The 21,981-nt window shown below is 71.2% G+C and carries 19 protein-coding genes and 5 pseudogenes; 14 read left to right on the top strand and 10 right to left on the bottom strand.

Features of this window, described 5'->3' with window-relative positions:
- Positions 1-3: 3 nt before the first annotated feature.
- Complete coding sequence (locus ACFV6E_RS22845) at positions 4-1,539, bottom strand: ABC transporter substrate-binding protein (RefSeq protein WP_385464095.1); 1,536 nt, start codon at positions 1,537-1,539, stop codon at positions 4-6.
- Between the two features lie 275 nt (positions 1,540-1,814).
- Between ACFV6E_RS22845 and ACFV6E_RS22840 the strand changes: the two genes are divergently transcribed.
- The 8 genes and pseudogenes from ACFV6E_RS22840 to ACFV6E_RS22805 form a co-directional block, all read left to right on the top strand.
- Positions 1,815-3,326: a PepSY-associated TM helix domain-containing protein gene (locus ACFV6E_RS22840; protein WP_385464092.1), complete on the top strand. Its 1,512-nt coding sequence runs from the start codon at positions 1,815-1,817 to the stop codon at positions 3,324-3,326.
- Positions 3,323-3,976 carry a DUF5134 domain-containing protein gene (locus tag ACFV6E_RS22835; RefSeq protein WP_385464089.1) on the top strand — a complete coding sequence of 218 codons (654 nt, stop codon included), beginning with the start codon at positions 3,323-3,325 and terminating at the stop codon, positions 3,974-3,976. The genes ACFV6E_RS22840 and ACFV6E_RS22835 overlap by 4 nt, the downstream gene beginning before the upstream one ends.
- 236 nt (positions 3,977-4,212) lie before the next feature.
- Positions 4,213-4,467: a hypothetical protein gene (locus ACFV6E_RS22830; RefSeq protein WP_385464086.1), complete on the top strand. Its 255-nt coding sequence runs from the start codon at positions 4,213-4,215 to the stop codon at positions 4,465-4,467.
- On the top strand, positions 4,467-6,809 hold the full coding sequence (locus tag ACFV6E_RS22825; protein WP_385464083.1) for a heavy metal translocating P-type ATPase: 2,343 nt from the start codon (positions 4,467-4,469) through the stop codon (positions 6,807-6,809). Before ACFV6E_RS22830 ends, ACFV6E_RS22825 begins: the two co-directional genes overlap by 1 nt.
- An 8-nt stretch (positions 6,810-6,817) precedes the next feature.
- Positions 6,818-7,321 (top strand): copper chaperone PCu(A)C, encoded by a 504-nt coding sequence (locus tag ACFV6E_RS22820; protein WP_385464081.1) that lies wholly within the window; start codon positions 6,818-6,820, stop codon positions 7,319-7,321.
- Positions 7,322-7,455: 134 nt separating this feature from the next.
- Positions 7,456-8,229, top strand: a complete 774-nt coding sequence (locus ACFV6E_RS22815; protein WP_385464078.1) for a hypothetical protein — start codon at positions 7,456-7,458, stop codon at positions 8,227-8,229.
- Positions 8,230-8,443: 214 nt separating this feature from the next.
- The gene (locus ACFV6E_RS22810; protein ID WP_385172578.1) at positions 8,444-9,049 is read left to right on the top strand and encodes a sigma-70 family RNA polymerase sigma factor; all 606 of its coding nucleotides are present in this window, start codon (positions 8,444-8,446) and stop codon (positions 9,047-9,049) included.
- 132 nt (positions 9,050-9,181) lie between these two features.
- A pseudogene (locus tag ACFV6E_RS22805) lies at positions 9,182-9,631 on the top strand (glycoside hydrolase family 65 protein); the annotation flags it as partial.
- A 1,242-nt stretch (positions 9,632-10,873) separates the two neighbouring features.
- Here ACFV6E_RS22805 and ACFV6E_RS22800 read toward each other — a convergent pair.
- The 3 genes and pseudogenes from ACFV6E_RS22800 to ACFV6E_RS22790 all read right to left on the bottom strand — a co-directional run bounded on the left by ACFV6E_RS22800 (position 10,874) and on the right by ACFV6E_RS22790 (position 12,905).
- Positions 10,874-11,176, bottom strand: coding sequence for a hypothetical protein (locus ACFV6E_RS22800; protein WP_385168713.1), 303 nt, complete (start codon positions 11,174-11,176; stop codon positions 10,874-10,876).
- A pseudogene (locus tag ACFV6E_RS22795) lies at positions 11,176-11,368 on the bottom strand (hypothetical protein); the annotation flags it as partial. The pseudogene ACFV6E_RS22795 and the gene ACFV6E_RS22800, both read right to left, overlap by 1 nt.
- Positions 11,369-11,402: 34 nt before the next feature.
- Positions 11,403-12,905, bottom strand: a complete 1,503-nt coding sequence (locus ACFV6E_RS22790; protein ID WP_385464076.1) for an FAD-dependent monooxygenase — start codon at positions 12,903-12,905, stop codon at positions 11,403-11,405.
- Between the two features lie 91 nt (positions 12,906-12,996).
- Here ACFV6E_RS22790 and ACFV6E_RS22785 point away from each other — a divergent pair, with 91 nt between their 5' ends.
- Together ACFV6E_RS22785 and ACFV6E_RS22780 are read left to right on the top strand one after the other, a co-directional pair.
- On the top strand, positions 12,997-13,674 hold the full coding sequence (locus ACFV6E_RS22785; protein ID WP_385464073.1) for a TetR/AcrR family transcriptional regulator C-terminal domain-containing protein: 678 nt from the start codon (positions 12,997-12,999) through the stop codon (positions 13,672-13,674).
- Positions 13,675-13,814: 140 nt separating this feature from the next.
- Positions 13,815-14,540: an SDR family oxidoreductase gene (locus ACFV6E_RS22780; protein ID WP_385464213.1), complete on the top strand. Its 726-nt coding sequence runs from the start codon at positions 13,815-13,817 to the stop codon at positions 14,538-14,540.
- Between the two features lie 234 nt (positions 14,541-14,774).
- Here the strand turns inward: ACFV6E_RS22780 and ACFV6E_RS22775 are convergent, their stop codons facing one another.
- The gene (locus tag ACFV6E_RS22775; protein WP_385464211.1) at positions 14,775-14,954 is read right to left on the bottom strand and encodes an SAM-dependent methyltransferase; all 180 of its coding nucleotides are present in this window, start codon (positions 14,952-14,954) and stop codon (positions 14,775-14,777) included.
- 298 nt (positions 14,955-15,252) lie between these two features.
- Between ACFV6E_RS22775 and ACFV6E_RS22770 the strand changes: the two genes are divergently transcribed.
- Entirely contained in the window at positions 15,253-16,155 is a 903-nt protein-coding gene (locus ACFV6E_RS22770; protein ID WP_385464070.1) for a TIGR03619 family F420-dependent LLM class oxidoreductase, read from the top strand.
- Between the two features lie 135 nt (positions 16,156-16,290).
- Positions 16,291-17,046: pseudogene (locus tag ACFV6E_RS22765) on the top strand (amidase family protein); the annotation flags it as partial.
- A 226-nt stretch (positions 17,047-17,272) separates the two neighbouring features.
- Here ACFV6E_RS22765 and ACFV6E_RS22760 read toward each other — a convergent pair.
- Together ACFV6E_RS22760 and ACFV6E_RS22755 are read right to left on the bottom strand one after the other, a co-directional pair.
- Positions 17,273-17,715: pseudogene (locus tag ACFV6E_RS22760) on the bottom strand (hypothetical protein).
- A gap of 60 nt (positions 17,716-17,775) precedes the next feature.
- Positions 17,776-17,919: a hypothetical protein gene (locus ACFV6E_RS22755; RefSeq protein ID WP_385464067.1), complete on the bottom strand. Its 144-nt coding sequence runs from the start codon at positions 17,917-17,919 to the stop codon at positions 17,776-17,778.
- A 216-nt stretch (positions 17,920-18,135) separates the two neighbouring features.
- Here ACFV6E_RS22755 and ACFV6E_RS22750 point away from each other — a divergent pair, with 216 nt between their 5' ends.
- Entirely contained in the window at positions 18,136-18,699 is a 564-nt protein-coding gene (locus ACFV6E_RS22750) for a dihydrofolate reductase family protein (protein ID WP_385464064.1), read from the top strand.
- Positions 18,700-18,868: 169 nt separating this feature from the next.
- Here ACFV6E_RS22750 and ACFV6E_RS22745 read toward each other — a convergent pair.
- Positions 18,869-19,099 (bottom strand): annotated as a pseudogene (locus ACFV6E_RS22745) (DUF1684 domain-containing protein); the annotation flags it as partial.
- Positions 19,100-19,153: 54 nt separating this feature from the next.
- On the opposite strand from ACFV6E_RS22745, the gene ACFV6E_RS22740 reads away from it, so the two are divergent.
- On the top strand, positions 19,154-19,567 hold the full coding sequence (locus tag ACFV6E_RS22740) for a GNAT family N-acetyltransferase (protein ID WP_385464208.1): 414 nt from the start codon (positions 19,154-19,156) through the stop codon (positions 19,565-19,567).
- Between the two features lie 61 nt (positions 19,568-19,628).
- Here ACFV6E_RS22740 and ACFV6E_RS22735 read toward each other — a convergent pair whose 3' ends face one another.
- Together ACFV6E_RS22735 and ACFV6E_RS22730 are read right to left on the bottom strand one after the other, a co-directional pair.
- Positions 19,629-20,771, bottom strand: a complete 1,143-nt coding sequence (locus ACFV6E_RS22735) for an LLM class flavin-dependent oxidoreductase (protein WP_385168731.1) — start codon at positions 20,769-20,771, stop codon at positions 19,629-19,631.
- Between the two features lie 24 nt (positions 20,772-20,795).
- Positions 20,796-21,980: an SfnB family sulfur acquisition oxidoreductase gene (locus ACFV6E_RS22730; RefSeq protein WP_385464061.1), complete on the bottom strand. Its 1,185-nt coding sequence runs from the start codon at positions 21,978-21,980 to the stop codon at positions 20,796-20,798.
- Between the last annotated feature and the right edge of the window lies 1 nt (position 21,981).

Here is a 21,981-nt window from a genome sequence, read left to right as displayed (position 1 = left end):
GCCTCAGGCCAGCCACACCGTGTCGAACCGCGCCCAGTCCACGGTGTTGGGCGGGGCCTCCTGCACGCCCTGGACGCTGCGGGAGACGGCGTTGAGCCACTCGGGGTGCCCCCACAGCACCAGACCGCCCTGATCGCGCAGGGTCGTCTGCACCGACCGGTACCGCGCGGTCCGCTTGTCGTCGTCCACCACGGCCCGCGCGGCGGTGAAGTCGTCGTCGAAGTCCTCGTGCTTCCAGGCGCTTTGGTTCTGCGGGGCGTCGGACAGCAGCCGTTCGCTGATGTAGGTGGGGATGGTCATGGCGCCGCAGCGGTGGTTGGTGACGGTGCCCTTGGTCAGCGCGTCCGTGAAGTACGACTCCGGCGCTCCGTTGACGACCTCCACCTTCAGCCCCGCCTCCCCGGCCTGCTCGGTGAACAGGTGGGCGGCCTGCGCGAACCCGTCCGCAGCCGTGGAGGTGTAGAAGGTGACCTTCTTGTTGTACAGGCCGGTGCGCTTGAGCAGCTTCCGGGCCTGAGCGACATCCTGCTCGCGCTGCTCAAGGCCGTCCGGGTAGTAGGTGTATCCCTTGCCGTACAGGTCGTTGCCGATCTCCGCGCGGCCCGAGCAGACCACCTCCACCAGCCGCTCCCGGTCGATGAGCAGTTTCACGGCCATAGCCGCGTCCGGGTCGTCGAACGGCGCCCGGTCCGTCTTCAGCGCGAAGCCCTGCACCCCGCTGCGCTTGGTCGCCACCACCCGCACCCGGCTGTCATGGGCGACGGTACGGGCGAAGGTGGGCGTCATCTCGTGCGCGAAGTGCACCTCGCCGCTGCGGACGGCGGCGGCGCGCGCCTCGGTCTCGGCGGACAGGATGCGCACCTCGTCCAGATGCGCGGCACCGTTCCAGTGGTCGTCGAAGCGACGGCCGGCGAAGCTGCGTCCGGCGGTGAAGGAGACGAACCGGAACGGGCCGGTGCCCACCGGCTTCGTCGGGTCGTCCCAGCCGTCCCGGACGATGGGCGTGCCGGTCATCGCGAGCTGGCTGGGCAGCTCGGCGTTGGGCCGGGTGAGGGCGATCTCCACGCCCAGCTTGCCCACCTTGCGGCAGTTGGCCAGGTCGATGTGGGAGAGGGAGTTCTTCGCCAAGTGGTCGGCGGCGTCCGGGTCGAGGATGCGGGACAGGCTGTACAGCACGTCGTCCGCGTCGAGGACGTGGCCGTCGTGGAACCGTGCCTCGCGCAGGTCGAACCGCCACACCCGGGCCTCGTCGTCACTGGACCAGGAACGCGCCAGCCTGGGCACCGGCCGCAGTGTCGAGTCCAGCTCCACCAGTTTGTCGAAGACGGCCTTGTGCCGGGCGATGTCCACGAACTGCCGCTGCGCGTGCGGGTCCATGGTCTCCTTCACCCCCGCGCCCGGGAAGGCCGCGCTGAGCGTCCCGCCCTTCTTCGGTGAGGAAGAGCCGGAGCCGGTGGAGGAGCAGCCGGGAAGCAGCAGGCCGGCGCCTGTCGCGACCGCCGCGGCGAGCACACTGCGGCGGGTGGGGATGACCGGCATGGAGAAGTTCCTTCCTGCCTGTTGCTCCGGAACCAAGGGCACACGCATCAAATACGTAATTGCAAATAGCTCGCAATAGGCGCCGGTGTGGATCTGATCACTCCGGTCCGTTCCCCGGTGTTGCGCGACGCGCGACGCGCGCCGTACGTCCGAACGCTCCGTACGGCCAGCGTGACGGCCGTCACGTCAGGCTGGGGAACTTCCTTACCCGTGCGCCCGACTACTGCACCGGACGATCGAACGCGGCGGCAGCCGTACCGGCAGAGAGGACCGTCATGACGGAGAGCCGTGCAGCGCGGGACGCGACAGGTGCGACCACCGCTCAGCCGCCGCCGGACACGCCGGAGCCCGGCACTGCCCACACCTCGACCGGAGTGGAGGCGACGGCCGACGCGCTCGGAGTGAAGGCGACGGCCGACGCACCCATGAGCGGTCCGACCCTGTCGTGGAACGCTCTGCGTCCGCTGCTGCTGCGGCTGCACTTCTACGCGGGCGTCGTCATGGGTCCGTTCCTGCTCGTCGCGGCGGTCACCGGGCTGCTGTACACGGCGACGCCGCAGATCGAGGCGGTCGTCTACCGCCACGAACTGCACGTGAGCCCGGACGGCGACCTGGACGCGCTGTCGGCGCAGGTAGCCGCCGCCCGCGCGGCGGTGCCCGAGGGGACGCTGGTCTCGGTCACCCCGGCGCCCGGACGCACCGACAGCACCCGGGTCGTCTTCGAGAAGCCGGGGCTGCCGGACAACTACACGCAGACCGCGTTCGTGAACCCGTACACCAGCGAAGTACTGGGCCAGGAACGCACCTTCGCGGGCTGGTGGATGCCCGTGCGGGCCTGGGTGGACGGGCTGCACCGCCACCTGCACCTCGGTGAACCCGGCCGTGTCTACAGCGAGATCGCCGCGAGCTGGCTGTGGGTGGAGATCCTGGGCGGCCTCGCCCTGTGGCTGACGACTCCCCGCGCCCGCAACCGGATCCGGCGGGTCCTCGTCCCCCAGGGCGGTCCGAAGGGGCGCAAGCGCACCGTGTCCTGGCACGCCGTGGTCGGCGTGTGGGCCTCGGTCGGTCTGCTCGGACTGTCCGTCACCGGCATGACCTGGTCCACGTACGCCGGGGCGAGCATCGGCGAGATCCAGTCGGCGCTCGCCGGGCCGAGTCCGGCCATCTCCACGACCCTGCCCGCCGCTGGGAAGAAGTCCGGCACCGGGTCGGGGTCGGCGGCCGACGTCGGCGTCGACGCGGTCGTGGCCGCCGCCCACGAGGCCGGACTGCGCGGCGTGATGAACGTGGCGCCGCCGACGAAGGACCAGGCCACGTACGTGGTCAAGGAGAACACCCGCTCCTGGCCCGAACGCCACGACACCGTGGCCGTCGACCCCGCCACTGGCAAGATCATCGACCGCACGTACTGGGCCGACTACCCGTTCCTGGCCAAGCTGACGAGCTGGGGCATCGACGCCCACATGGGCATCCTGTTCGGCCTGGTCAACCAGATCGTTCTCGCGCTGCTCGCGATCGCCCTCATCGGCATGCTCCTGTGGGGCTACCGCATGTGGTGGCTGCGCAGGCCCACCCGGACCGGGGGATTCGCGCTCGGCCGCGCGCCGGCGCGCGGGGCCTGGCGGCGGCTGCCGGGCTGGTTCCTGGCGCCCGCCGTCCTGGTCACCGCCGTGATCGGCTACTACATACCTCTGTTCGGCCTTCCCCTGTTGTGCTTCATCGCCGTCGACCTGGTCGTCGGCTCCCGGCAGCGGCGCCGCGCCGCCCGGACGGAGGTGCCCGCATGATCAACGCGACCGGTCTCCGGTGGATCCTCACCGTCCTGTTCGTGCTGCCCACCCTGTACGCGCTGTGGCTGGCGATGACCCCCGGGCGCACGGTTCCCGGCCGGGTGGGCCACCTCCTGCACGCCGTCATGGGCGCCGCGATGGCGGCGATGGCCTGGCCCTGGGGCATGGACCTCCCCGTCGCTTGGCAGGTCGTCCTCTTCTCGGTCGGAGCGGTGTGGTTCGCGGCCACCGCCGCGTTCCGCTCGCCGGTGACGGACCCGCTCAGGACACGCCTCCTCGTCGCGGTCCCGCACGTCGTCATGATGCTGGCCATGGCGTGGATGGCCGCCGTGATGGGCGGGTCCGCGATGTCCTCCGGCGGCTCCGGGGGCGGGCACCACGACATGGAGGGGATGGACATGTCCGGCACGGACGCGGTCAGCACGATGTCGCTGACCGGTGCGGGGCAGCAGTGGACCGCCGCTTCGCTGGCCGTCGCCCTCACCGCGTTCGGGCTGCTGTGGCTGTCGCAGGCGTTCGACCGGGGACGCGTGGCCCCGGCGTCGACGCGGGGCACGGCCGTCCTCGTCCACGACGCGGCAGCGGAGCCTGCCTGCCACGGCGCGATGGCCGTGGGCATGGCGGTGATGTTCGTCCTCCTGCTGTGACGCACGTCGGACGTACCGCTGTGACGCACGTCTGACGTACCGCTGTGGCGCACGGCCGATGTACCGCTGTGGCGCACGACCGATGTACCGCTGTGAAGACGCCGGACGTACCTCTGTGACGTACCTCATGACGGACGGCCGGGAACTCGGCGTCCTGCCGGAACGACTACTGGACCGGTACGGCTGCGACTGCCATCTGAGGCAGGACGGCTCGAAGCGACCAGGAAAGGCCGGTCATGGCCGAAGTTCCGCGGTCACCCCGCCCCGCCGGTGTGACCGCTCGCAGATATCTCCCCCCACTCGCGCTCTGCGGCTTCCTGCTGCTGTTCGCGCTGGTGTTCTCGGTGTCGTACGCCGTCGGCTCGGCGGCGGGACCCGTGGCGCCCGGCATGCACGGCACCGGAGGGTCCGGTGGCAGTGGAGGCAGCGGTGACGGCACGGGCGGAAGCATGGAGGACATGCCGGGCATGGGCCACGGGAGCGGTGGGTGATGGCGGGCGAACCGACCGCGAGTCTCGTGGTCACGGACATCACGGTGGGCGGGATGACCTGCGCGGCCTGTGTGCGGCGGGTGGAGAAGAAGCTCGCCAAGCTGGAGGGCGTCACGGCCACGGTCAACCTGGCCACGGGGCTGGCCCGGGTCAGCCATCCGGCCGAGTACGCTGCCGGTGATCTGGTCACCGCGGTCGAGCAGGCCGGATACCAGGCCGCGCTGCCGGCGCCGGCCGAGGACGACGCGGACGCCGAGGAGACGGACCAGGACGACGCCGACGAGACGGACCAGGACGACGCCGAGGAGACGGACCAGGACGACGCCGAGGCCCGCCGCGAACGGGAACGGCTGCTGGTCACGGCCCTGTTGGCGGTGCCGGTGCTGGTGCTGTCGATGGTCCCGGCATGGCAGTTCCGCAACTGGCAGTGGCTGTGCTTCATGCTGGCCACCCCGGTCGCGGTGTGGAGCGCCTGGCCCTTCCACCTCCGGGCGCTACGGGGACTGCGGCACTCCACGGCCACCATGGACACCCTGGTCTCGCTCGGTGTCGTGGCCTCCTTCTCCTGGTCGGTGTACGCCCTGTTCCTGGGCGGCGCGGGCGAGACCGGCATGCGGATGTCGTTCAGCCTGGTGCCGTCCGCCTCCGAGGGCATGGCCCACCTGTATCTCGAAGCCGCCGTGAGTGTGCCGCTGTCCGTGCTGACCGGGCGGTTCCTGGAGGGCCGGGCCCGGCGGGGGACCGGTGAGGCCCTGCGGTCCCTGGCGGAGCTGGCCGCCAAGAAGGTGTCCGTGCGCGACGGGCAGGGCGAGCGGTCGATCCCCATCGAGCGGTTGCGGGTGGGGCAGATCTTCGTCGTGCGCCCCGGTGAGCGGGTCGCCACCGACGGGCGGGTCACGGAGGGCAGTTCGGCGGTGGACCTGTCCCTGGTCACCGGCGAGAGCGAACCCGTCGAGGTGAGCCCCGGATCGGCCCTCGTCGGCGGCGCCGTCAACGCCGGTGGGCTGCTGCTCGTCGAGGCCACGGCGGTCGGCGCGGACACCCAGCTGGCCCGGATCACCCGCCTGGTCACGGAGGCGCAGGCGGGCAAGGCGCGGGCGCAGCGGCTGGCCGACGCAGTTGCCGGGGTGTTCGTCCCCGTCGTGATGGCGATCGCGGTGACCGTCCTCGGGTTCTGGCTGGGCGCCGGGGCCGATCCGCAGGCGGCCCTCACCGCCTGCGTGGCGGTCCTCGTCGTGGCCTGCCCCTGTGCGCTGGGCCTCGCCACCCCGACCGCCCTGATGGCCGCCACCGGGCGCGGTGCCCAGCTCGGCGTGCTGGTGAGCGGACCGCAGACACTGGAGGCCCTCCAGCACGTGGACTGCGTCGTCCTGGACAAGACCGGCACGCTGACCACCGGTCACATGACGGTGGCCACGGTGACCGCACTGCCGGGCTCCTTCGGGCAGGACGACGTGGTGCGGCTGGCGGGGGCGGTCGAGCAGGGCTCCGAGCATCCGATCGGCCGGGCGGTCACCGCGTACGCGCGCCGCAAGGACGCGGCCGGACCGCTGCCGGACGTGACGGACTTCGCCACGATCCCGGGATTCGGGGTCAGCGGCCGGGTGGACGGCCGTACGGTCGAGGTGGGCGCGCCCGACGGCAGGCTGCCGCGGGCGCTGGCCAAGGCACTGGCCGCCGCGGAGGAGGCCGCGCACACACCGGTCCTGGTGACGGTCGACGGCCGGGCCGCAGCGCTCGTCGCCGTCGGCGACCTGGTGCGCCCCGGCAGTTACCGGGCCGTGGACCGGCTGCGCCGCCTCGGTATCCGCCCGGTGCTGGCCACCGGCGACCGCAAGGCGCCCGCCGAGGCCGTCGCCGGCGCGCTCGGCATCGACGAGGTGCACGCCCGCTGCACTCCCGGGGAGAAGGCCGCCCTGGTACGGGAGTTGAAGGAGGAGGGCTACCGGGTCGCGGTGGTCGGCGACGGAGTGAACGACGCCGCCGCGCTCGCCGCCGCCGACCTGGGCATCGCCATGGGCAGCGGCACCGACGTGGCCATCGGCGCGGCCGACCTCACCCTCGCGCGCGGCGACATCGAGGCGCTCGTCGACGCGGTCCGGCTCGCCCGGCGCACGCTCGGCACGATCCGGGCCAACCTGGCGTGGGCGTTCGGCTACAACGTCGTCACCGTGCCGCTCGCCATGGTCGGTCTGCTCGATCCGATGTTCGCAGCCGCCGCGATGTCGTTGAGTTCCGTACTGGTGGTCGCCAACAGCCTGCGGCTGTGCAGCTGGCAGCCGTCTGTCGCCCGGGGCCGGAGCCACGGCGGGGCGCTGGGCGCGAAGGCCGGTGTCCGGTGAAGCGGGTCATGGGCCGCAGGCGGCTGTGGGAGGTCACGATCGCCGCCCTGGTGCCCGTCGCCGCGTGCAGTGTGGCGCTGGCGGGTCTGACCGCCTGGGCCGGCACGGGGCGGGCGGGCAGCCCGGCGCGTATCGAGGTCACCGAAGGGAAGGTGCTGCTGCCGTCCGCCGGAGTCCCGGAGACAGCGGCGTTCTTCCACATAGCCAACACGGGCGGCGCGGCCGACACACTGGTCAGGATCACGGCACGCGATGTCTCCGGCGAGGTGACACTCTCCCGGCACCGTATGCGGCAGGGGAACGCGGCCTACGGCTCCGAGGTCGACTCCGTCTCCGTCGCCGCGGGCGACACCCTCGCCATGTCCCCGAGCGGGCTGGACCTGACCGTGCCCGTGCCTTCGGGCGGGTGGCGGTCGGGTGACCTCGTGTCATTCACCCTGGAGTTCCGGCGCAGCGGACCGGTGGAGTCCCTGGCCGTGGTGGTGCGACCAGGAACCGTCTCCTTCCAGTAGTCGTCCGTCGCGGACTTGGAGTTCCCGCCAGGCGGATGTGAGCTGAGTCACCCCTGTTTCGGTGAGTCGGGGGGTGGGAGTCCGTACGTACCCCCTGACGACGTTCGGATGCCGGGTGCGAGGATGAACGGGCTATGACTGTCCGAGGGTTGTGCCGCGCGACGCGGGCCGGCGTGTTCGCCGCCGTCTGCGTCCTGCTCGCCGCCCTCGGCCACGCCACGATGTCGGGAACCTCCGTACCTTGGTGGGCCATGGCCGCAGGTGCGGCGGGGACCGGTGTGGCCGGCTGGCTGCTGGCCGGCCGGGAGCGCGGCCGGACACTGATCGTCGCGGTCGTGACCGCCGCGCAGGCGGTGCTTCACGAGACGTTCTCCCTGGCGCAGACGCTCGCGTCCGATCCGGCCGCTGTTCCTCCCGCCGGCGCCCCCACGGGCTCGCACTCGATGGACATGGGCTCGATGGGTCCCATGGACATGGGCTCGATGGGTCCCATGGACATGGGCTCGATGGGCATGGGCTCCATGAGCGGCATGGACATGGGCTCCATGAGCGGCATGGACATGGGGTCGGCTGCGCACACGGTGCACGGCATGAGCGGTTCCGGCCACATGCACGGCATGGCCGGCATGAGCGGTACGGCCTCGGTCGGTATGTTCGCCGCCCACCTCCTCGCCGCGGTCCTGTGCGGGCTGTGGCTCGCCCACGGCGAGCGAGCCGTCTTCCGTGTACTGCGGGCGGCGGCCGCCCGGCTGGTGGCGCCCCTGCGGTTGCTGCTGGCCCTGCCCGCACCGCTCAGCCGCCCGTCCGTGCGCGGACGCCGTGCTGCCGCGTGTCCGGCTCCCGTGCGGCTGCTGCTGTGCTCTTCCCTCACCTTCCGGGGGCCACCCGAGGGCGCCGCTGTCTGTTGAGACAGCCGGATCCACCGGGGCCCACCCCGCCGCCTCCCTTCCGCGGCGCCCTCGCGCGCGGCTCGACCGGCGGACTCCCCACCTCGGGGCACCCACGTGCTCCCTGACGGGCCCCGGGTATCGCCGTACCCCCGGGTACGGACGCCCTCCCTGTGCCGGTGAGCCATGCCCCTGTGCGGGCCGGCCCCGGACGACCCGAGAAGGACATCACGTGATGATCTCTGTCCTGCCCGCTCCCCGGACGGAACGCGCCCGCGCGGACGCGTCGGCGACCGCCTGGGCGCTGGCCGCCCGTGGTGGCGACCCCGACGCGGCCGACCACTTCGTCCGCGCCCTGCACGACGACGTACTGCGCTACGTCGCCCACCTCAGCGGCGATCCGCAGACCGCGCACGACCTGACCCAGGACACCTTCGCGCGGGCGCTCGCGAGCCTGCACCGTTACGAAGGCCGGGCCTCGGCCCGTACCTGGCTGCTGTCGATCGCGCGGCGCGCGGTCGCCGACAGCCTGCGCCGCGCCGCGGTCCGCCCGCGCATCGCGGACGCCGTCGACTGGCGGGTGGCCGTGGAACACGCCCAGCCGCGCGACCTGCCGGGCTTCGACGACGGGGTGGCCCTGCTGGACCTTCTGGAGACCCTGCCCGGGGAACGCCGGGAGGCGTTCGTGCTGACCCAGGTGGTCGGGCTGTCCTACGAAGAGGCGGCCGGTTTCGCCGGCTGCCCCGTCGGCACGGTCCGCTCCCGGGTGTCCCGCGCCCGTGCCACGCTGGAGCGGCTGGTCCAGGAAGCCGAGGAGGAGCCGAGCGCGTTGGTGGCCTGATTCCTGGCGCGGAAACACCGCGCCGGCTGTTCCCGGCGGCACGGTCCCCGCAACGGGGCCGTGCCGCCCGACGGCACGGCCGGACGACTACTTCGCCGTGGCAGTCGTCAGCAAGAGACTCCGTCGTCCGCCGGCCACACCGTCACCGTCGACAAGACCGTCGCCCTGCACACCTCCCGCGATCCCGCCATCAGCGACCCGTTGCGCGCGGCCGTCGACCGGGTCGCCGCCGCACCCGGCTCCGACGAACTGCTGGAGCGGCACCTGACGGCCTGGGACCAGCTCTGGCGCCGCGCCGAACTCGACGTCCCCGGAGAGGCGGGCGGCATCCTGCGCCCGCACCTCTTCCACATCCTGCAGACCCTCTCACCGCACACGGCCGACCTGGACGTGGGCGTGCCGGCCCGCGGACGGCACGGCGAGGCGTACCGCGGTCACGTCTTCTGGGACGAACTGTTCGTGCTGCCCTGTCTCAACCTGCACTTCCCGGAGGTCTCGCGGGCTCTGCTCACCTACCGCCACCGGCGGCCGGAGCAAGCCGCGCGGCGGCCCGTGCGGCCGGCTGGAGATCGCGGTGCCGTCGTCCGACCGTTCGCCCATCGACATACGTCTGCCGGACCGTGCGGTGCCCGTACAGCCGGGTGAGACGTGCCGGCTCGTGCTCACGGACTGAGCCGCGGCCGGGTACGACGGCGAACGGCGTCGGGCTCACGCCGGCCTGGGGCCCGACGCCGTGTCCGGCCGGGTGAGGCGCACGGCTAGGGCGTGTTGCGAAAGTCCCGTCGTTCGCCCGAAGGGCGGGCCGCGCGGCGTGCTCTCGGCGTGCCGGGCGAAAACCTCGTACTGGACGTACTTGGGCTTTCGCCCGGTGCGGCGAGAGGGCGTGCATGGCGTCGCGCGGCAGGCGGGACTTCCGCCACACGCCCTAACCGGTCACGGGCCGGTTGTGCCGACGTGTCCGGGCGCCGAACTCGGGTGGACGCTCGTAGCCGTGCCGTAGGGCGTCGGGCCGGGTGACTCGTGAACCGTCTGCCGCTCTTCGGGGCTGGCTCTCCCGGGGTATGTCGCCGGTGGAGACACAGTCCAGTGACATGGCTCGGTATCGATCCCCGTAAGTCCATGCCTGCCGCCACCACCGCCACCGCCCTCGAGCCAGAATTGAACCAGCAGGTCGGGACGGTGCGGTGCGGATCGAGGCGAATCTGACGGACTACCGGCGGCTGCTGGCCTGGGACAAGCGGTGGCCGCAGCGGAGATGGGCGGTGGAGAACGCCAACGGACTGGGCCGGTATCTCGCTCAGTGGCTCATCGTCCGCGGCGAGAGCGTCGTCGACGTGCCTGCCGCAGCGACCAGTCGGGTGCGCGCGGGCTCTCCCGCGGTGGACGGCGCAAGCACGACCAGACTGACGTCGCGGCCGCGGCCACCCACCGGTGTCCAGGTCAGTGATGAGGAGAGCGCCGCCCTGCCGATCACCCGACACCGCTTCCACGGCGACCGGAACTGCGGCCTCCACTCCCGGCATCCGCAGGACGCGACGGCGGCCGACAACACGTCAGGCCAGGTCACGGCAGACAGGCGGCCTACCCTCACGCAGCATTCGCTGCGGGCCCCTGAACCGACCGGCATGACGCGCCGACAACTCGGCGAACCCAACGACCGTGTTCCTGGAGGTCGTCAGCGGCAAGAAGGACGTGCCGGGTGCCGCGAAGGACGCGCCGAACAAGATGAACGACGCGTTCGGCTCCGCGGGCTGAGCGCCCCGGGAAGAGGGCCTTGCACCGGTGGCTGCGAGCGCACTGCGAGGAGATGCACTGTCTCGCCGATTACCACGCCCGCGTGGTGACCATCGACGGTGGTGTCGGCGCGGTCAATCTGGCGATCATCGACGACACTGCGGTCCTGTTGCTTCTGCCCGCGGACGGATCTCTCCAGACGCACGATGTGTGCATGAGCGCGGCCGCCGGCCAGACGGCGTCCGGGTCGGCGGTGGCCAGGGTGCGCAGTTCGGTTCTGTGCCGGGCGACGGCCGCGACCAGGGCGGAGTGGTCCGCGATGGACACGTCCTCGTGGCCGAGGGCGGCCTTCTGGACGTCGAGGAGCCCAGAGACGTCTATGCGCAGGGGCATCAGGCGGCCGCGGTCCCCTCACGGCGCCCGGATGCCAGGCACCTCGTCGGGAGACGTTTCGTCGAACTCGCCGCGCAGCCGCTCGGCCCACGTGGCCGCGCCGACGACGAACCGCTTGCGCTGCCTCTCGCGGACCCCGAGGTTGTGCAGGTACTGCTTGAGGCTCTTGCCCTCGGCCGCGGCCGAGGCCCGCGCCTTCCCCGAATGCCTCGACCGAACCGGCCTCTCAGGACGAGGGGCCGAACCAGGTGCGCAGTGCGGTTCGCAGCGGATCGGCATCGGCGGGCGAGCTTGAGGCGGTGGCCCAGGCGACGGCGCCGTCCGGGCGGACGAGAACGCCTGACAGGCCGTGCTCGTCGACCGTTGTGCCCTCGACGACTTCCAGCCGGTCCCGCCAGCCGGCGGCCGCGGTGAGCGCGGGGCTGTCGGCGGGTGCGAGAAGGACCGCCCGGCCTGCGCGGGTGAAGTCGCTGAGCCGAGCGGTGCGACGTCTGCCGTCGGTGGTGACGGTTATGCGGAGGTCGGGACAGTGACGGCCGTTCAGGGGGTGGGCATCCGCTGGGAGGTAAGGGAACGCGTAGCGCGTCGACAGCCCGGACAGCATCCGGCCGAAGTACTGGTTGACCTCCCTGATGTCCATGAGGTCGGAGACGATGTCGCGCAGCGCGTCGGTGTGCGGCCCCGGCCGCATCAGGGCTGACTGTGCGCGGGTGTTGTGCAGTACGGCGGCGGCGACGGGGTGTCGTTCGGCGGGGTAGCTGTCGAGGAGCCCTGCCGGTGCTTCGCCCCGCACGTGTGCGGCCAGTTTCCAGCCGAGATTGGCCGCGTCCAGCAGGCCGAGGCCGAGGCCCTGACCGCCGTTGGGGGAGTGGACATGTGCGGCGTCACCGGCCAGCAGGATCCGGCCTTGGCGGTAGGTGGCGGCCTGGCGGGCGTTGTCGGTGAACCGCAGCGCGTCGCTGAGCCGGGTGATGGTCACGTCGATACCGGTCACACGCCGCACGCTGGTCTGCAGCTCCTCGCGCGTGAGCGGCCCGTGGCGGTCCTCGGACCCGTCGGCGAAGTCGAAGGTGCCGATGACACCCGGGCCGTGCAGCAGCATGCCGGTCGGGGTCCGACCCGAGGGCGGAAGCCGCTCCGCCCCGTTGATCTCGACGCGGGCCTGACGGGCGGTCATCAGCGGGGGTGTGCCGGGAAAGCCGAATCCGCACAGTCCGCGGACGGTGCTGCGGCCGCCGTCGCAGCCCACCAGGCAGGCCGCCCGAACCTGCTGCTCGCCCGCCGGGGTGCGGACGGTCGCGGTGACGCCCTGGTCGTCCTGAACGATGGCGACCACCGTGTGTTCGCGGTACACGGGGACGTCGAGAGAGGCGGCGTACTCGGCGAGCACCGCCTCCAGGTCCGGCTGCCAGATCAAAGCGCCCCGGCGGTCGGGCTCCTCCTGCCACGAGGGTTCGATCTTGTGGATCCAGGCGAAGTGGCCCTTCGCGCTGCCGTGGTCCTTCGTCTTCTCGGCGCTCAGTTGAGGCTGGTGCGCGGCCAGTCGCTCGCCCAGCCCCCGCCGTTGCAGTGCCTCGAAGGCCAGTGGTCCCACGCCGCGAGCCTTGCGCCGGCCGGAGGGCGAGGCGAGTCGCTCCAGGACCATCGGTGCGGCGCCGGCCAAGCGCAGTTCGGCGGCGAGCAGCAGGCCGACCGGTCCGGCTCCGACCACGATCACATCGGTGCTCATCGAGCACATCTCCTTAACTTGTTAAGGGAAGGGGTGGCTCAGCGTGCCCTTAACTTGTTAAGGTGTCAAGGGTGAGAGGAGGCTGGCACATATGGCGATCGACAGGGAAGCCGCCGCCAGGACGGCCCTGCGACTGCTGGACGACCACGGTCTCGACAAGCTCACCGTGCGCCGGGTCGCGTCCGAACTCGGCGTCAAAGCACCGGCGCTGTACTGGCACTTCGACAGCAAACGAGCATTGCTGGACCAGATGACCGACGCCATGCTCACCTCCGCCCTGGCGGAACTGAGCCGCCCGGTGCCCTCGCAACCGTGGTGGCAGTGGCTGGAGCGGACCCTCGGCTCGCTACGGCGCAGCCTGCTCGTCCACCGTGACGGCGCCCGTGTCGCCATCGGCGCCGACGTCACCCGCGCCCGCACGCTGGGCACCCTCATCGAGCGCACCACCGAGGTCCTGCACGACGCCGGCTTCAGCCTCGGCGACGCCTCCCGTGCAGCAGGCGCCCTGGTGCACTTCGTCCTCGGCCGCACCGTCGAGGAACAGGCCCGGCCGGCCCCGGACACCGAACGTGCAACGGCCTGCGGTGACCAGTTCCCCTTCCCCACTCTCGCCCGAGCCCTGAGCGAACGCCACGCCTCCGGCAGCACCCCTGAGGACGACTTCCACTACAGCCTCGGCATCATGCTGGCCGGACTGCGCGCTCTCCACCGGCAACGGGGGGCGGGCCATCGTGCCGAGTCGCCGTCAGCCGGAGGAAAGACCCGGTGACAGGACGGCGCCGTGCTCGACCGCGCTCACGGTCGTAGCGGGGGATCCGGTGTGTCCGCAGCCTTCGCGAAGACTCAACTCACCCACTGTTTTTCGGGAGTTGGGTGCTGGTGGGTGCGCTGCCACGGTCGGAATGCGCCATGCGGCCGGGCTGGAGACGGCCGCGGCCGGCGGCGTCTTCGGTGCGCCGACGACGGGGCCGGTGCGGTGGTGGTCGGCCATCGAGTAGCCGACGACCTCGCAGGTGGCCAGGTCCAGCCGGCAGGCAGCAGCTCGCCGCTGAGCACCCCGGTCTGGGCACGATCACTGTCGACACCACCGACCCGGCGTCGATCACCGCCGTCCGCGACGAGCTCACCATCCGCTACCCGGCCCTCGACACCGTCATCACCATGGCCGGCATCATGGAGCCCGAGTACCTTCGCGACCCCGCGTCGCTGGACGTCGCCGAGCGCACCGTCGAGGTCAACCTGCTCGGCCCGATCCGGCTGATCAGCGCGTTCCTGCCCGGCTTGCTCGCCCAGCCCGCCGCGACCGTCATGACGGTCAGCTCCGGCCTGGCGTACGTGCCGCTGCCGGCCACGCCGACCTACAACGCCACCAAGGCCGCGATCCACTCCTACACCGAAAGCCTGCGCGTGCAGCTGTTCAAGAGCAACGTCCAGGTGATCGAGCTGGTCCCGCCGGCCACCCGGACCACGCTGATGAACCAGCAGAACTCCGACGTGGCCATGCCCCTTGAGGACTTCCTCGACGAGGTGATGGGCCTGCTGGAAGCCGACCCGGAGGCCGAGCAGATCCTGGTCGAGCGCGTCAAGTGGCAGCGCATTGTGGAAACGTCGTCCGGCGGGACCACCGGGCAGTAGCCCACTTCACACGCCTGATAAGGAGGCGGCAACGTGGGCCTGCTGGGCGCGAAGATGCCGCAAGGAGCCCTCGGACGCGGCCGGAAACGGACAGAACCTGGATGCTGCCGCGGACTTCGACGTAAACCCGCCCGTCCTGACCTGCCGCAAACTCCACTACCGTCACGCGCGTGCACCTGCGTGGCCAAGTGCTCCATCTGACCACAGGACAGGGAAAGTTATCGAGACGCAAGGTCAAGGTGGAGGGGCGGCGAAGGCCCGTAAGGTCCGTAAGGTCCGTCGTGATCCACGGGCGGCGGGTCCGCGGCCGTGCGGGAGCCCTTGCAGGACGCGCTCGGAGGCTCCCGCGTCGACCGGATAGTTGTCCTTGCCGCCCAGGTAGTAGTCGTGCATCCGGGCCGTGTGCGGCTGGATGTGTCGGTCTTCCTGTCGGGCCCGTCGGTGTCGAGGGCCATGGCAGCCTCGTCGCGCCAGGAGGTGGATGCCGGTGGTAACAAGGTGTCTGCCGTTGCGGGCGCGGGAGTTGGTCGGTCGTGCCAGGCTCCGGCACCATCCCGTAAGCGCGCGTCCCGTCAGCGGATCCCGCGAGCGCCGGTATAGCCTGGAAGGGTCAACTCCCGGACACAGAGAGCACGTTGTTGCTGCTCACGTGTATGGGGCGTCCGGTGAGCCGACGGCACGACGCACACCTCGTCACAGCAAGGACTGGAAATTGAAGATCGGTTTTGCGCTTCCGCAGTTCCACAAGCAGGCCTCCCACGTGCACGAGGTCGTGGACTTCGCTCGGCAGGTGGAGCAGGCGGGCGCGGACAGTTTGTGGGTCAGTGACCGCAATCTGGCCGCCGTGTCCCCGAAGATCGGCTACGGCGGTCAGGGCACGACGATCCCCTCCGAACTCAACGCCGCGGCCGATCCGTTCGTCCTGCTGGGTGCCGCGGCGGGTGTCACCGAACGCGTCGAACTGGGTACGCATGTACTGATCGCCCCGCTGTACCCGCCGGTGCAGCTCGCCCGGGCGCTGACGACCATCGATCTGATCAGTCGGGGGCGTCTTCTGCCGGGCTTCGGCATCGGATGGTCCCCCGAGGAGTACGAAGCGGCCGGGCTGGACTTCCACCGGCGAGGTGCGCGCATGGAAGAACTGCTCGATGCGCTGGAGAACATCTGGACGACCGATCCCGCCCAGTACGCAGGCGCGCACATCACCGTGCCGTCGCACCACTCTCCCCTCAAGCCGCACCGCCGGCCCAGGCCGCCGGTCTACCTGGGTGCGCTGTCCGAGCGTGCTCTGAGCAGGGTGGCCCGGCGTGCGGACGGTTGGCTGCCGCTGTGCGTGGTGCCCAGTTACGTGGACGTGGACGGCCTGCTGGCCCAACGAGAGCTGATTGACCGTCAGGCGCGGGAAGCGGGCCGGGACCCGTCGGAGATCGACACCGTACTGCGTGTCAACATCGACGCCGGGACACAGGTGTCGGCCGTCGCCGACACCATCAAGTCCGTGCGGGAGCGCACGGGTATCGACCACTTCGTCGTCGACTCGCTGTACGCCGTCGAGACGGTGAAGGGCTCGATCGAGCACGCCGCCGAAGTGGTGGCCCTGGTCGGCAAGGGCTGAATGCGGGCGGCGTACGGCCGCTCACGTCCGCTGCCCGTTCGGACTCGTTGCCGTTGCCGTCGACGGCAACGGCAACGGCAACGGCGGCCGGGCGATGTGTCTGTGGCTGGGGAGGACTTCATCAGTTCGGATGCGCTCGACGTCATGGCTGGACCGGACCCGCTGACGCTCGGCAAGGCGCACAGTGTGGCGCTGCCGCCCGCGCGTCACGAGCGGCTCGGCGACTTCCGGGTCCTGGTCCTCGACGAGCATCCGCACATCCCGACCGGATCAGCCGTGCGGGCGGCCGTGGAGCGCGTGGCCGACGCGCTCGTGGACGACGGCGCCCGCGTCGAACGGCACAGCCCGCTGCTGCCCGATCCGGCCGAAGCCGCGACGCCCTACACGCGGTTGCTGTTCTCGGGCTCCGTCGCGCGTTTCCCCGTCGAGTCCTACGACGAACTGCGGACCCGCGCCGCCCGGCTGAGCGCGGACGACCAGAGTCTCGATGCGGCGCGGCTGCGCGGGATGGTGTTCAGCCACCGCGACTGGATCGAGGCGAACAGCCGTCGCGAGCTCCACCGCCACGGCTGGCGGCAGCTCTTCGCCGACTTCGACGCCGTGGTGTGTCCCATCACGCCCACTCCCGCTTTCCCGCACGACCACAACCCCGATCCGCCGGAACGCCGGATCGACATCGACGGCGTCGGGCACCCGTACTTCGACCAGCACGTCTGGGCCGGTGTGGCCACCATGCCCGGTCTGCCCGCCACCGCCATCCCCGCGGGCCGGTCCCCCGAGGGGCTGCCGGTGGGAGTGCAGCTCATCGGCCCGATGTTCGAGGACCGCACCCCGCTGCGGCTGGCCGAACTGCTCGAGCAGAAGATCGGCGGCTTCCAGGCACCGAAGTAGGGCGTGCACCTGGGTGCCGGTCGGGGACGGTGCGGATCACGCGCCCAGGGCACCCCGCCCGTGCGGGGCCGGCGACGCCAGGGGGAGCGGGCCGTGCCCCCGGCCTGCCGCAGCCTTTCCCAGCTGATCCGCCGGCAGACGGATCCGCTGGACGAGCAGGGCGACATCGGCCGCCGCGGGGGGGCGTGGCACCGGTGCCCGGCCCATGGCCACTGCCTGGACGGGCTCAGGTGGAGGCGCGGGCGATGGTGCCCACGGTGAGCGTGGCCAGTATCTCCTGCAGGGCAGCGGGGAAGTCCGGCTTGAAAGCGGTGAGGGCGGGGTCGGCTTCGTAGGCGGCGAGCATGGCCGGGGAGGGCCGTGCGGGTGTCCACACGGCACCGTCGGTCATGATCATGGTTGCGATCAGCTGCGGTGCGCTGTCGCCCGGCTCAGGAAGGTGCCGGCGGGCCGGCGCCGCGATGCCGGCGACGTTGGCCACGGCCGCGCGCGGGCGGCTACCTGCGGGGAGACGTTGTGTTCCAGTGCGCCCGCCTGAGTGCTCAGCAGGTCACACTGGACCCGACGTCGGGCGAGGGAGCCCGCGATGACGGCGGCGAACTGCTCGGCGTGCCGGCTCACCGAAGGGTCATGGGTAACGCGCGTCGGGACTCCGAGGGGCCCAGGCATGGTTGCCGCAGAATCGCACCCGGGACGTCGCGGCCTCGCCTTCGCGGCGTTACGGGGGCATCACCGGTGCGCGGGCGCGTGGTGCTGATCGCCGGCATTCGGCCCGGTGTACGACGAGGGCGGGGCGGACAGGGGCACCACCCGGGCGCGCGGCAGCCGGAGCGCGTCCCCGGTCCCGAGTTCGGTCAACGGTTCGATCGTCACGCCGGCCCGCCCTCCCGGCACTGCCGCGGTAAAGGCGTACACCTTGCCTGCGGCGGACGGAGAACCCGCGGCAGGTCGCGATGATCATCGTAGAAGCTCCGCCGCAGTGAATCCGGAGTGCATCCGGTACGTACTGCGGCAGTGTGGCCCGACCGATGATTTTTCCGCGCCGTGCTGGTCTGTACGCCGAATACCGACTCACGGGAGGCTGACGCCATGCGGAAACTGGCCTTTGCCATGAACATGAGCCTGGACGGCTACACCGCCGCGCCCGGCGACGACCTCGGCTGGAGCGTGCCGAGCGACGAGCTGTTCCAGTGGTGGTCCGACCGGGTGGCCGCGACGGGCCTGGCGCTGTACGGGCGCAAGCTGTGGGAGGCGATGAGCTCCCACTGGCCGACCGCCGACGAGCAGCCGGGTGCCACACCGGCGGCGATCGAGTACGCCCGCCGCTGGCGGGACATGCCGAAGGCGGTGTTCTCCTCCACGACCAGCACGGTCGACTGGAACACCCGTCTGGTCACCGGCGACGCGGTCACCGAGATCACCAGGCTCAAGGCCGACGACGGCGGCCCCATGGACATCGGCGGTGCCACACTCGCCGCGGCGGCCATGCGGGCCGGGCTGATCGACGAGTATGTGCTCGTCACCCATCCGGTCCTGGTAGGCGGCGGCACGCCGTTCTTCACGGCCCTGGACGACTGGGTGAACCTGACCCTGGTGGAGACCCGTACGTTTCCCGAGGGCCTGGTCCTGACCAGGTACGAAACCAAGCGCTGAGCGCTCGACGTCGGATCGGCGCGGGCTTCGGACGCCCAGGGATCTCGCGGCGCTGTGTTCCGAGGCGATCGTGATACCCCTGCCGGATCACAGGCCGTGTAGGCAAGGGATCCCCAACCGGGCACTGGTCAGCCCGTGTTGAGCGGGGGTCTGCCGGTCATGGCGAGTTTCACCTCGCCGTAGGGCCGGACGTGGGACCAGGACAACGGGGCAGGCCGCGCCGGTCCGCGGGCGTGAGGAGGTCCGCCCACTCCGGTTCGCCGAGGAGGTCACCGGCCTCGATCGCGACCGGGAGCCGGTTCTCGCCGGGCTGCAGCGGGCAGGTCGCGAAGTCGGTGAACAGCACCACAAGGCTGCCCGGTGTGTGCCCGTCGAACGCGGTCAGACCCCGTGACCGCCCACGACTTCAGTGACGGCGAACGGCACACGACTTAGCATGTAATGCATGAATGAGATGAGGAGTCCTTACTCGCTGTGTGCGGATGTGCCTTCCGTCGAGGTGTTCCGCCGTCTGCGCGTCGACGCCGGGCTCTCCGACAAAGCTCCCGAAGCGGTCGCGCTCGCCTTGCCCAACGCGTGGTACGGCGTGGTTCTCTATCACGAGAATGAGCCCATAGGCATGGGGCGGATCATCGGTGACGGCGGCACGGCGTTCCAGGTGGTGGACATGTGCGTGCATCCCGCGCATCAGGGACGAGGGCTCGGAAAGCGCATCATGGCCGCACTCATCGAGGAGCTGGAACGCCGCGCGCCCGCCACCGCGTACGTCTCGCTGATCGCGGACGGACCCGCGCGCTTCCTGTACGAGAAATTCGGCTTCGCCGACACCGCTGCGCACGGTTCGATCGGCATGTATCTCGATCGATGAGTGGGAGTCGCGACTGGACTCGCTCCGGGGTCGTCGCGACGCTCCGGTGGCAGGTCCATCTCTACGACGCGAACGGCACCAGAGCCTCCGGGGCGGCCGCCGCCCCGGCCGGATGCCGCCACAGTCCGTCCCGCGCGAGCCGCGGCAGCACCCCCTCTCCGAACCAGTACGCCTCCTCCAGATGCGGGTAGCCGGACAGTACGAACTCCTCGATCCCCAGAGCCGCGTACTCCTTGATCCGCTCTGCGACCTCTTCGTGGGAGCCGACCAGGGCCGTGCCCGCGCCGCCACGGACGAGCCCGATCCCCGCCCACAGGTTGGGGTGGATCTCCAGTGCGTCCCGTCGGCCCGCGTGCAGTGCCAGCATGCGCCGCTGTCCCTCGGACTCGCTTCGCGCGAGTCCCTCCTGGACGGCCTTGACCGTCTGCGGATCGAACCCGGCGAGGAGCCGCCGTGCCTCGGCCCACGCCTCCTCGGCGGTGTCCCGGGTGATGACGTGCAGCCGGATCCCGAAGCGCAGGGTCCGTCCCGACTCGGCCGCCAGGCCCCTGATCCACGCGATCTTCTCCGCGACCTGGGCCGGCGGTTCGCCCCAGGTGAGATACACGTCCACGTGCTGAGCCGCGACCTCGCCGGCGATCGGCGAGGAGCCTCCGAAGTACACCTCGGGAACGGGATCCGGCACTCGGGCCAGCCTGGCGGCCTCGACCCGGAGGTGCTCACCTCGGAGATCGACGCTCTTCCCCTCCCACAACGCGCGCACGATCTCCAGGAACTCACCGGTGCGGCGGTAGCGGGCGTCCTTGTCGAGGAAGTCACCGTAGGCGCGCTGCTCATGGCTCTCGCCACCCGTCACCACGTTCAGCAGCAGCCGTCCGCCGCTCTGCCGCTGGAACGTGGACGCCATCTGCGCGGCGAGCGTGGGTGAGACGAAGCCGGGCCGGAACGCCACCAGGAACTTCAGCCGCTCGGTGTTCTGGCTGACCATCGCGGTCGTCAGCCAGGCGTCCTCGCACCAGGCGCCGGTGGGAGTGAGCGCCCCCACGAAGCCGACGTCTTCGGCTGCCCTGGCGATCTGGCTCAGGTAAGCGACCGTCGGTGGCCGCTCCCGGCCCAGGGCCGTCGCAGGGGTGCCGTGGCCGCCTCCGACGACATGGCGGCTGTCGCCGTTGGTGGGCAGGAACCAGTGGAAGGTGAGGGACACAGGATTTCTCCGATCGCGAGGCCGTCAGAGCAGGCCGTGACGGGGCGGCAGGGTGCCGCTGAGCACGTACCGGCCGATGTGCTGGATCTTCCAGCGGGTCGGGTCGTGCAGGGTGTGGGTACGGGCGTCCCGCCAATGACGGTGCAGATTCAGGGAGTTGAGCGCGGACCGGGTGCCGCAGACCTCGAACAGTGCGCCGGCGACGGACACGGCGGCCTCGGACGCCCGCACCTTCGCCGCGGCCACCGCGATGGAGGCCTCGGCGGCCGACTCGTCGGTGAGATGATCACGAGCCGCGTCCACCGCCCGCGCGGCTTCGCGCAACAACGCCACCGAGGCACGCTCCTGCAGGGCGAGTTCACCGAATCGCTGGATCAGCAGCGGGTCTTCGGCGGCGGTGTCCAGCCCGCTCTCGAACCAGGGCCGGGACTTGGTCCGCACGAACTCCGCCGCCTCGGCCAGCGCCCCCCGGGTGACGCCCACGTCGATGGCGGCATGCAGCAGCTGTGCCACCGCTCCGTGCAGTTGGGGTCCTTGGAACGTCAGGTGGTGCGGCAGGACCCGGTCGGCGGGGACGGCGACGCCGTCCAGGCGTACGGTGCCGCTCGCGGTCGTCCGCTGGCCCATGCCGTCCCAGTCGTCGGCCACCGTGAGACCGTCGGCGTCCCGGGGGACGAAGGCGACTCGCGGGCGGTCGTCCTCGGCCAGGGCGAGGACGGGGATCCAGTGGGCGAACAGTGCGCCGGTGCAGTAGTGCTTGACTCCGGTGAGCAGATACGAGCCGTCGGGCCGGGGTGTCAGGCGGGTGCGGATCTCCTGCACGTGCCGGGTGCCCGCCTCGGACTGGGCGTTGCCGAAGCGGCGCCCGGCAAGCAGCTCGGCGAAGAAGAACTTCTGCTGCTCCTCAGTGCCCTGTCTGCGGATGACATTGGCGTATACGAAGTGGCTCTGCGGAATCTGCGCGAGGCTGCTGTCGGCCGAACCGAGCAGCCGGAAGATCTCCGCGAGCGTCAGTGAACTGACGTCGGCGCCGCCGTGCTGCGCGGGGACGGTCACGCCGAGCAGGCCGGACGCCGACATCCGGTCCAGCTCGCTGGTGGGAAGTGTGCGTGCCGTATCGCGTTGCGCGGCCCCGGTGCGGAACTCGTCGGCGAGGGCCGTGGCAACGGCGAGGGCCTCGGCATCATCGGCGATGACGTGGGCGCTCATC

Source organism: Streptomyces sp. NPDC059785 (assembly GCF_042732375.1).
Taxonomy (GTDB): domain Bacteria; phylum Actinomycetota; class Actinomycetes; order Streptomycetales; family Streptomycetaceae; genus Streptomyces.
This window is presented reverse-complemented; position numbering and strand designations above follow the sequence as displayed.